Annotated in this window: 11 protein-coding genes; 3 read left to right on the top strand and 8 right to left on the bottom strand. The window is 68.4% G+C overall.

From position 1 onward, the window contains the following. Positions 1-272 precede the first annotated feature (272 nt). From FFK22_RS39675 to ampC, 3 genes are all read right to left on the bottom strand, one after another. Positions 273-1,085, bottom strand: coding sequence for a class I SAM-dependent methyltransferase (locus tag FFK22_RS39675; protein WP_138893396.1), 813 nt, complete (start codon positions 1,083-1,085; stop codon positions 273-275). Positions 1,086-1,432: 347 nt separating this feature from the next. Beyond that, positions 1,433-2,281, bottom strand: a complete 849-nt coding sequence (locus FFK22_RS39670; protein ID WP_138893397.1) for a hypothetical protein — start codon at positions 2,279-2,281, stop codon at positions 1,433-1,435. A 166-nt stretch (positions 2,282-2,447) separates the two neighbouring features. Next, positions 2,448-3,578: a class C beta-lactamase gene (gene ampC / locus FFK22_RS39665; RefSeq protein WP_138893405.1), complete on the bottom strand. Its 1,131-nt coding sequence runs from the start codon at positions 3,576-3,578 to the stop codon at positions 2,448-2,450. 211 nt (positions 3,579-3,789) lie between these two features. On the opposite strand from ampC, the gene FFK22_RS39660 reads away from it, so the two are divergent. Then, complete coding sequence (locus FFK22_RS39660; protein ID WP_138893398.1) at positions 3,790-4,947, top strand: MFS transporter; 1,158 nt, start codon at positions 3,790-3,792, stop codon at positions 4,945-4,947. A 10-nt stretch (positions 4,948-4,957) separates the two neighbouring features. Here FFK22_RS39660 and FFK22_RS39655 read toward each other — a convergent pair whose 3' ends face one another. Continuing rightward, entirely contained in the window at positions 4,958-5,185 is a 228-nt protein-coding gene (locus FFK22_RS39655) for a hypothetical protein (protein ID WP_138893399.1), read from the bottom strand. Positions 5,186-5,360: 175 nt separating this feature from the next. Between FFK22_RS39655 and FFK22_RS39650 the strand changes: the two genes are divergently transcribed. Together FFK22_RS39650 and FFK22_RS39645 are read left to right on the top strand one after the other, a co-directional pair. After that, a complete protein-coding gene (locus FFK22_RS39650; protein WP_138893400.1) occupies positions 5,361-5,831 on the top strand; it encodes a VOC family protein in 471 nt (156 codons plus the stop codon). A gap of 53 nt (positions 5,832-5,884) precedes the next feature. After that, a complete protein-coding gene (locus tag FFK22_RS39645) occupies positions 5,885-6,337 on the top strand; it encodes a GFA family protein (protein ID WP_138893401.1) in 453 nt (150 codons plus the stop codon). Between the two features lie 204 nt (positions 6,338-6,541). Here FFK22_RS39645 and tatC read toward each other — a convergent pair whose 3' ends face one another. The 4 genes from tatC to FFK22_RS39625 form a co-directional block, all read right to left on the bottom strand. After that, complete coding sequence (gene tatC, locus FFK22_RS39640) at positions 6,542-7,372, bottom strand: twin-arginine translocase subunit TatC (RefSeq protein ID WP_138893402.1); 831 nt, start codon at positions 7,370-7,372, stop codon at positions 6,542-6,544. A 3-nt stretch (positions 7,373-7,375) separates the two neighbouring features. Continuing rightward, complete coding sequence (gene tatB, locus FFK22_RS39635; protein WP_138893403.1) at positions 7,376-7,891, bottom strand: Sec-independent protein translocase protein TatB; 516 nt, start codon at positions 7,889-7,891, stop codon at positions 7,376-7,378. A 61-nt stretch (positions 7,892-7,952) separates the two neighbouring features. Then, complete coding sequence (gene tatA, locus FFK22_RS39630; RefSeq protein ID WP_306770248.1) at positions 7,953-8,204, bottom strand: twin-arginine translocase TatA/TatE family subunit; 252 nt, start codon at positions 8,202-8,204, stop codon at positions 7,953-7,955. Between the two features lie 116 nt (positions 8,205-8,320). Then, a complete protein-coding gene (locus tag FFK22_RS39625) occupies positions 8,321-8,926 on the bottom strand; it encodes an SMC-Scp complex subunit ScpB (protein WP_138893404.1) in 606 nt (201 codons plus the stop codon). Between the last annotated feature and the right edge of the window lie 15 nt (positions 8,927-8,941).

Raw genomic sequence — 8,941 nt, 5'->3', positions numbered from 1 at the left:
ATCGGGCGCGTCCGCCCCCGGCGGCGTCGCCTGCTGCCGCGTCGAGATCATCCGCTTGCTGAGCATGTCGATCGCGACCAGCTCGCGCAGCGTGTCCAGCGCCCACCCCGTCCATTTCATGTCGGGGTCGGTCGGCTTGATCTCGTCGGAGTCGGATTGCGCCGCGTTCATGGAACGTATCATGAACAAACACGGCCGCAAATACCACTGGAATCGCGATCCTGCCCGCGGCTATTCGCGTGCTGCGGCGGAACCGGGCGGCGCCCCCCACCTCATCCGGGCGGCTTCACCAGGCAGGTCACGCGATAGCCTGCCCCCTTCGGGCCGACATCGGGAACGGTCTGGTCATGCTCTACCTCGAGGCCCAGCGCCGCCACCAGGAGGTCATGCACCTCCCTGCCCCGCATCGCCTGGCCGAAATCTCCGAGATAGTGCAGGGTGAACAGCACTCCGCCGGGGCGAAGTGCTGCTTTGAGGCGAGGCAGGAATCGGATCAGCATGTCCTTCGGCAGATAATACAGAACGTCAAGGCAGAGGATGAGATCGTAGGGACCAGGCGGCATATCCATCGGGAGCGTAGCCCGCGCAACGGAGACATGGTCGAGCCGCGAGAGCCTGGCCGTTGCTCGCTCTACCGCCTGATCGGAAATGTCGACCGCCAGCAACTCGGCGCATCGCGGCGCTATCATCTCGGAGAAGACGCCTTCGGAGCAGCCTATCTCAAGCGCGCTTCCAAACTGGCGGCCATCCAGCAGGTCGAGCGAGCGGTCGTATTTATGCCTGTCATATTGGTTGACCGTGCAGCCATACGGATCGACTCGGTCGCGGTAGAATCGATCATGCCAGAAACGTCCGTAAGTCGGCTGCCAGAGCCAGTCCCAGGATTTGACGCTGTCGGCGGACCGCAAGAGTGCCCGTGCCGGCGGCCGCAGCATTTGGGACGAAATACGCAGGCTCAAATCCGCCGTGTGCCGGACCTTTCCCCGCAGGCTGCCTGATAGTGCTGGGTGACTTGCTGCCAGACTGCCAATGGCCAGAACAAAAGCACGAAGCGGATGAAGCCATTCCGGCCCAAAATGCGACATCAATTACCCCCGTCCCTATTCGAAGCCTATGTTTTTACCCAGGCCGCCCCGCTTCACTATCGCAAATCAAATACTGAACTGCGCGATATCGAAATTGAAGTTGACCCGTTGATCAAACATAGCATGTCGACGAATGAAGCCGGATTACCGCATTCGCGCGATTTCGTGGCATCCGCTACGGGTTCTCTCATGCTTTCGGCGGAGGCCGGATGGCAACCGCAATGCCAAGTCCAAGCGAGACAAACCGCATCGGCCGACATAGCTATTCAGCAATAGCAATCGCAACTCTGCGATCTTGCCTTGCTGTGCGACGTCGCACTCTATTCGATGGCGCGAGCCGATAGATCTCAAGCCTGTTGCTGCTGGGTTCGCGTTCCGCGAACCCGGCCGACGGACCAATCGGACAATGCCGGTGGGTCGTAGATCCACACTCCATGGTAAGTCCCGCCTGCGGTCATGACGACATCCGTGGCCTGGTCCTCGCTCTCGCAATGGTGGATTTCCGCGGCGACGATATTGTAGTCGCTCGCAAGGGACAAAAACATCTGGCCGAACTCGATGCAGCGGGCATTCGGCTGCTTCATTCCCCCGGCCAGGGAAAATTCCACCTGCGCCGCCCCCCGCCTCGCCATCTTGCGGGTCAGTCTGTCCAGACCGTCGCGCAGGTTGTTCCGGAGATTGGCCTGATCTTCGTCATACGACGCGTGCCAGAGCCCGATCACCGCTTGGCCCTGAGGATTGAAGCCTCGCGCGCAGACGGCGATGCACGGCCCGAGACCGGCGGTCCCCAGCGCTTTGTCGGGCCTGGTGCAGATGATGACCTCCATTCCGTTCATGTCCACGTCCTCGATGTCGAGGTTGGGGCCCTCGGGAATGCCACCGCGCCTGACGAGAGTCAGCCGGCCGGTGCCGAACAGGTGGGAGCTGGCCGCCAGATTGTCGTATTGCGCCCGGTCGGCCTGCGACAGCACGGCCGGGGCTGCGAGCCCGGGCGGCGGCGTGATCGGCAGCGGGAGGACGGGGAGCCCGAGCGCATCCGCCAGCGTGTCGGCGAAGTCCCAACCTCTGATTCGCAGGATCCGGACCAGGTCCTGCAGATCTTTCCGGGACGCGCCCTGGTCCTGCAGATGCGCGATCGCCTGATCGATACTGGCGTTCGACACCTGCAAGGCATAGGCCCAGCCGCTCACATCCATCGCACACCCCGTTCACCGATCGCGTCGCGCGTCTCCCCCACAAGGGCCGGATTGCCGACGCGCTTCAGATCTGGTGACGGCGGGCGTCGACGGCAGGCCGGATCGGGTTGCAGATGTCACAGTCGGGCTCGCGGCCCGCGACCCCGACCATAAAGGCGAGTTCTCCTCAGCCGGCCTCGGCGTCCAGCGCCGCCAGGATCCGGTAGGCGGCCCGCACCCGGGCGGCAATCGGGTAGTTGCGGTTCGCCAGGATCACCACGCCGATGCCCCGGGCGGGAACGAAGGCGACATAGGCGCCGAAGCCGTTGGTCGAGCCGGTCTTGTTGATCAGCACCTCATCCTGCGGCGGCAAGGGCGGGTCCAGCCGGGTGGCGGGGTTGGGCTTGAGGCTCATCTCGGAGGAGTTCCCGGCCAGCAGCCGGTCGAGACCGGCCGGCCAGGCGTACATTTCCCAACCCAGGCCCTGGGTCATGTCGCCGATCCGGTAGTAACCGGCATGGGTCGCGGCGATGGCGCGGCGCAGCGTGTCGTCCAGCTTCGAGCCGTCCATGTTGGACTCGACGAAGCGGATCATGTCGGCCGCGGTGGTCTTCACGCCATAGGCTTCCGCATCCAGCACGCCCGGAGTCACCCGGACCGGCTTGCCGGCCTTGGTGTAGCCCCAGGCGTAGCGGTCCATCTGGTCCTGCGGGACCCGGATATAGGTCCGGGCCAGGCCGAGCGCCGGGAAGATCGTCTGCTCCATCAGCGCGTCGAAGGGCTGGTTCAGGCTGCGGGCGGCGAGATGGCCGAACAGGCCGATGCTGGGGTTCGAGTAGAGCCGATGTGTGCCGGGGGCATAGGCCGGGCGCCAGCTCCGATAGAAAGCGACCATCCGCTCCGGATCGGTGACCTCGTCCGGGAACTGCAGCGGCAGGCCGCCCGCGGTGTAGGTGCCGAGATCGAGCACGCTGATCCGGTCGAAGGCGCTGCCGGCCAGCGCCGGCAGGTATCGGCTGGCGCTGTCGGAGAGCGACAGGGTGCCCTGCAGCTGGGCATAGGCCGCGAGGGTCGCGGTGAAGGTCTTGCTGACCGAGCCGATCTCGAACAGCGTGTCGTCCGTGACCTTCCGTCCGCTGTCCTTCGCGGCGACGCCGTAGTTGAAGACCGACTGCCGGCCCCGGACCGTGACCGCCACGGCCATGCCCGGAACGTCGTTCTCCGCCATCACCGGCCGGATCGCCTCGTCGACGATGCGGGCGAGCGGGCCGTCGGCGGCGCGGGCGCCGCGGGCGTCGGGGAGCAGGGCGGCGAGCATGCCGAGCGCGAGCAAAGCTCTTCGGCGCGATACCGAGATCGTCAATCCTGTCTCCATGAGAGGCTGTCGGGGGCGACCTGCGCGGAGCGGCGCCGCTAACCCTGAATAGGCGGAATGCGCGGCCTATCCAAACGAGGATTTCTTCCCTTAGACATGAGCTGAAGTTGGCCAGATCGGGGGACGGGCGGGCGACATGGCGGAGAGCGGAAGAATGAACGGGCCGGTGCTCGGGCTGGTGGTGGCGAGCACCGTTCTCGGCCTGATGGGCACCGACCTGGTGCTGCCGGCGGTGCCGTTCCTGCCGGAGGCGCTGGGCGGCGATCCGGCCCAGGCGCAGCTGGTGCTGGCGGCCTATGTCGCCGGCACCTGCGCCGGGCTCCTCGCCTATGGCGCGCTAGGCGACCGCTTCGCCACCGGCCGGCTGGTCGCGGTGTCGCTGCTGGGCACCGCCGCCGTGTCGGCGGCCTGCGCCGCGACCGACGGGATCGGCCCGCTGATCGTGCTGCGGGCGCTGCAGGGCGCGGTCGCGGCCGGGCCCGCCGTGTTCGCGCCGGGTATCGTCAGGGCGCTGTTCGACCAGACCAGCGCCGTGCGGGCGCTCGGCCTCCTCGGCAGCATCGAGGCCCTGGCGCCGGCGCTGGCCCCGATCCTCGGCGCCTGGCTGCTGGCGCTCGGCGGCTGGCGGCTGCCCTTCATGGCGATCGCGGCGGCCGCGCTGGCGCTGGCGGCGGCGATCGGGACCACAGGCGCCCTGCCCCAGGTGGGGCGGCGGCCGCGCGGCGGCTACGCCCATCTCCTGCGCGACCCCAGCTTCCTGCGCTATGCCCTCAGCCACGCCTTCGTGCTGGGCGGGCTGCTGACCTTCGTGTTCGGCATGCCGGCGGTGTTCGTGCGCGCCCTCGGCGGCAGCCTGGCCGATTTCATCACCATGCAGGTCTGCGGCATCGCCAGCTTCATGCTGGCGGCCAATCTGGCCGGCGGGCTGGCGGGCCGGTTCGGGGCGGAGCGCGTGATCGCCGCCGGCACCGGCCTCGCCGCGCTGGGGGCCGCGGCGATGCTGGTCTACGGCGCGCTGGGCGGGACGGATCCGCTGGCGATCGCGGCGCTGTTCGTGCCGATCAATGCCGGGCTCGGCCTGCGCGGCCCGCCGGGCTTCTACCGGGCGGTGCTGGCGGCGCACGGCGATGACGCCCGCGGCTCCGCCCTCGTCGTGCTCGCCATCCTCGCGGTCACCGCCGGCGGCACCGCGGCGGCCGCGCCGCTGATCGAGCAGGGCCTGGTGCCGCTGGCGGCGATCGCGCTTGGCTTCCATCTGATGGCCGCGCTGTGCCTCGCGGCGCTGCCGCGGCTGCGGGAGAGCGAGGGCTGAGCCGGGCCGGTCAGTGCGGCAGCACCACCTTGCGGGCGTGGATGTCGATCACGGAGAACTCGCGGTCGGGGAAGCAGCGGGCGCCGACCTCCAGCGCCACGCCGGAATCGGCGTAGAAGCACATCACCTTGCCGCGGCGGACGAAGGCGTATTGCGAGGGCGCGGCGGTGGCGGAGTCGGCGAGGAACCGCTCCAGAGCGGCGACATCCGTCCTGCCGACATGCCCATGCCCGGCCATCGCCGCCTCCCCCAAGCCGCCGGCGGCATCCTAGGCCCGCGCCGGTCCGGAAACCATTGATCGATCGTCCTACTGCCCCGAATTTGCGGGCGATGTCGGGAACGCCTGCCCTCGGTCGTCCTTGGATCAGGAGCGGCCCTGCGCAAGGCCGCGCGACCGAGGAAGGAACACCGCGATGAAGGTCACCCAGCATCTCTGGTTCGAGAAGGACATGGAGGCCGCGATCGGCTTCTACACCTCGCTGATCCCCGGCTCGGCAGTGCATTGGATCTCGCCCCTGCCGGCCGATACCCCGAGCGGCCCGGCCGGCAGCGTGCGGCTCGCCGGCTTCACCCTGGGCGATCAGCGCTACCAGGCGATCGAGGCCGGGCCGCTGGACCCGTTCAACCATGCCTTCTCGATCATGGTCGAATGCGACAGCCAGGCCGAGGTCGACCGGCTGTGGGACGCGCTGGGCAAGGGCGGCGCGATTGAACAGTGCGGCTGGCTGAAGGACCGCTGGGGCCTGTCCTGGCAGATCCTGCCGAAGCGGCTCGGCGAGCTGATGACCGACCCCGACCCGGCCAAGGTCAAGCGCGTCGCCGAGGCGATGCTGCAGATGGTGAAGATCGACGTCGCCGGGCTGGAGGCGGCGGCGAAGGGCTGATCTGGTCCGGCGTCCTCCGGCATTCTAGAACAGGGCAACCATAGGAGGACGCCATGACCGATCCGACCTTGCCGCAGGAGGGGCGCTGCCGCTGCGGGCAGGTGCGCTTCCGCATCACCGCCCCGCCGCTGCTGACCATGGCCTGCCACTGCACCGGCTGCCAGCGGATGACCGGCAGCGCCTTCTCGCTATCCGCCGCGATCCCGAGCGAGGGCTTCGCGGTGGTTCAGGGCGAGCCGGTGATCGGCGGCCTGCACGGCCCGTCGCGGCACTATTTCTGCCCGCACTGCCTGAGCTGGCTGTTCACCCGGCCGGAAGGGCTGGACCATTTCGTCAACATCCGGTCGACCATGCTGGACGACCCGGCCTGGTCGGTGCCGTTCATCGAGACCTGCACCGGCGAGAAGCTGCCCTGGGCCGCCACGCCGGCCGTGCACAGCTACGAGAGCTATCCGCCGATGGAGGCCTATGGTCCGCTGGTCGCGGAATTCGCGGCGCGGGCGTGAGGAGCCAGGCGGGCGGCAGGCTGACAGGGTGACGAGCGTCTTTTGCGTTGCCTCTCCCGCCTGGCGGGAGAGGCCGGGCTCGCGCAGCGAGACCGGGTGAGGGCTGGTCCCGGCCTCGACAAAATCCCCTCACCCGAAGCCGCTTCGCGTCTCCGACCTCTCCCGCAAGCGGGAGAGGCAACATCTGGCTAAGCTTATCCGGCTCTACGCCGCGGCATCGTCGTCGCGGGTGTCTTCCGCCTCGGCCTCTGCGTCGCGCTTGGCGCGGTCGCGCTCGATCATGCTGCCGATCAGGATGGCGATCTCGTAGAGCAGCAGCATCGGCACGGCGAGCGCGACCTGGCTGATCGCGTCCGGCGGCGTCAGCACGGCGGCAACGACGAAGACGATGACGATGGCGTAGCGCCGCTTGCTCTTCAGCGTGGCGACGCTGAGGATGCCGACGCGGACCAGGAGGGTCAGCAGCACCGGCAGCTGGAAGGCGATGCCGAAGGCCAGCAGCAGGCGCATCACCAGGTCGAGATACTCCGACACCTTGGCGTCGAGCTTGATCTCGATGCCGCTGCCGACATCCGGGCCCAGCACCTGGAAGGACAGGAAGAACTTCCAGGCCAGCGGGAACACGAAATAGTACACGAAGGCGGCGCCGATGAGGAACATCACCGGGCTGAACAGCAGGAACGGCAGGAAGGCGTTGCGCTCGTTCTTGTACAGGCCGGGCGCGACGAACATCCAGATCTGGCTGGCCACCACCGGGAAGGCCAGGCAGAAGCCGCCCCAGAAGCCGATCTTGATATAGGTGAAGAAGGTCTCGGTCAGCGCCGTGGAGATCATCGACCTGGCCTGGCCGGCCGCGGCCAGCGCGTCGGCCAGCGGCTGCGCCAGGAACAGGTAGATGTGCTCGGAGAAATGGTAGCAGATGAAGAACCCGACCAGGATCGCGACCACGGCATAGATCAGCCGGGTGCGCAGCTCCAGCAGATGCTCCATCAGGGGCATCTGCTTGTCGTCGATCTCCTTGTCGGCGGGCGCCATGGATCAGCTCGCGCGGTCGGTCGGGGTGGGAGCGGCCGCGGGGGCTGGCGCCGGCGCCGCGGGAACGGCGGCCGGCGCGGGCTCTGCGGCGGCGACGGCCGGGGCCTCCGGAGCCGGGACCGAAGCGGGCTGCGGGCCTTCGACCGGCTGCGGCTCGGGGGCCGCCTGGCCGTTGGTCGCGGCCTTGTCGGGCTCGGCCAGCGGCGTGGCACCGGGCGCCGCCTTGTCGAAGGCCTGCTTGATGTCCTTGACCGGGTCCAGGACCGTGTTCACGTGCTCGGTCACCTGGCCGCGGACGTCGAGCGTCTTGGCCGCGTCCTGGACGGTCTTGCGCACCTCTTCCAGCTCGGCCTGGCGCACGATGTCGTCGACATGGCGCTGGAATTCGCCAGTGATGCGGCGGGCATGCCGCGTCCACTTGCCGAGCTGATAGAGGGCACGCGGCAAATCTTTCGGGCCGAGCACGATAAGTGCCACGACCACGATGATCATCAATTCCGACCAGTCGAAACCGAACATCACATTCGTCCATCACGCCCCGCCACCGGGGACGGGGCGCGGTACCGGTTCCCCGAAGGGACTATTGGCGGTCGACGGTCGTCCGGTTCGGACTGCCGGCTTCGGTTCCCGCGGGCGGCGGCACGGCCGGACGCTCATCCGACCCTTCGTTCTTGGGGTCGTCCGACAGCCCGGTCTTGAAGTTCTTGATCCCCTTGGCCAGGTCGCCCATCGCCCGCGGCAGCCGGTTGCCGAAGATCAGCAGCACGACCACCAGGACGATCAACCAATGCCAAATACTCAAACCACCCATAAACTTTTCCTCCAGCCCCAAGGCGGCCGGATCATCGCAGAAACCCCCCGCCACCGCAATGCCGGCGGACGGGGCGAAACAGCGCAGAAATCCTGGGCTTGCGCACCGGCGAAAACCGCCCGGCTCGGCCGGTTCCGCTACTCCCTGTCGTCTTCCTCCGGCGGCTCCGGCCCGTCCTCGCCCGACAGGGTGCCGCCGGGCAGCACCGCCATCGCCGGGCGCGTGTCGAGCAGGCCGGAGGCCTTGAGCTCGTCGACGCTCGGCAGGTCCTCGAGGCCGGCAAGGCCGAAATGGTCGAGGAAGGCCGGGGTGGTGATCCAGGTCAGTGGCCGCCCGGGCTGCTGCCGGCGCCGGCCGGGCGCGATCCAGCCGGCCTCGAGCAGGGTGTCGAGCGTGCCCTTGGCCACGGCGACGCCGCGCACTGCCTCGATCTCCGGCCGGGTCACCGGCTGGTGGTAGGCGATGATCGCCAGCGTCTCCAGCGCCGCCCGGGTCATCCGGCGCACCACATGGCCGGCATCGCGCAGCAAGGGCGCCAGGTCGAGCGCGGTGCGGAAGGCCCAGCCGCCGGCGACCGGCATCAGGGCGACGCCGCGGCCGCGATACTGCTCGACCAGCGTGTCGATCAGCTCCGGCACGTCGGCGCCGTCGGGCAGGCGCTCGGCGATCGCCGCCTCGGTCAGGGGCGCCGGCGACGCGAACAGCATGGCTTCGACCAGGCGCAGGGCTTGATCAGCCTGCATTTCCCACCCTCCCTA

This window comes from Mycobacterium sp. KBS0706, from assembly GCF_005938675.2.
Classification (GTDB): domain Bacteria; phylum Pseudomonadota; class Alphaproteobacteria; order DSM-16000; family Inquilinaceae; genus Inquilinus.
Note: the sequence above shows the minus strand (reverse complement) of the source record. Positions and strands in the feature narration are given on the sequence as shown.

What these genes read in the sequence shown, in the direction of transcription:
- FFK22_RS39675 (WP_138893396.1), bottom strand. Translation starts at nt 1,085, where the DNA reads ATGTCGCATTTTGGGCCGGAATGGCTTCATCCGCTTCGTGCTTTTGTT.
- FFK22_RS39670 (WP_138893397.1), bottom strand. Translation starts at nt 2,281, where the DNA reads ATGGATGTGAGCGGCTGGGCCTATGCCTTGCAGGTGTCGAACGCCAGT.
- ampC (WP_138893405.1), bottom strand. Translation starts at nt 3,578, where the DNA reads ATGCTCGCCGCCCTGCTCCCCGACGCCCGCGGCGCCCGCGCCGCCGAC.
- FFK22_RS39660 (WP_138893398.1), top strand. Translation starts at nt 3,790, where the DNA reads ATGAACGGGCCGGTGCTCGGGCTGGTGGTGGCGAGCACCGTTCTCGGC.
- FFK22_RS39655 (WP_138893399.1), bottom strand. Translation starts at nt 5,185, where the DNA reads ATGGCCGGGCATGGGCATGTCGGCAGGACGGATGTCGCCGCTCTGGAG.
- FFK22_RS39650 (WP_138893400.1), top strand. Translation starts at nt 5,361, where the DNA reads ATGAAGGTCACCCAGCATCTCTGGTTCGAGAAGGACATGGAGGCCGCG.
- FFK22_RS39645 (WP_138893401.1), top strand. Translation starts at nt 5,885, where the DNA reads ATGACCGATCCGACCTTGCCGCAGGAGGGGCGCTGCCGCTGCGGGCAG.
- tatC (WP_138893402.1), bottom strand. Translation starts at nt 7,372, where the DNA reads ATGGCGCCCGCCGACAAGGAGATCGACGACAAGCAGATGCCCCTGATG.
- tatB (WP_138893403.1), bottom strand. Translation starts at nt 7,891, where the DNA reads ATGTTCGGTTTCGACTGGTCGGAATTGATGATCATCGTGGTCGTGGCA.
- FFK22_RS39625 (WP_138893404.1), bottom strand. Translation starts at nt 8,926, where the DNA reads ATGCAGGCTGATCAAGCCCTGCGCCTGGTCGAAGCCATGCTGTTCGCG.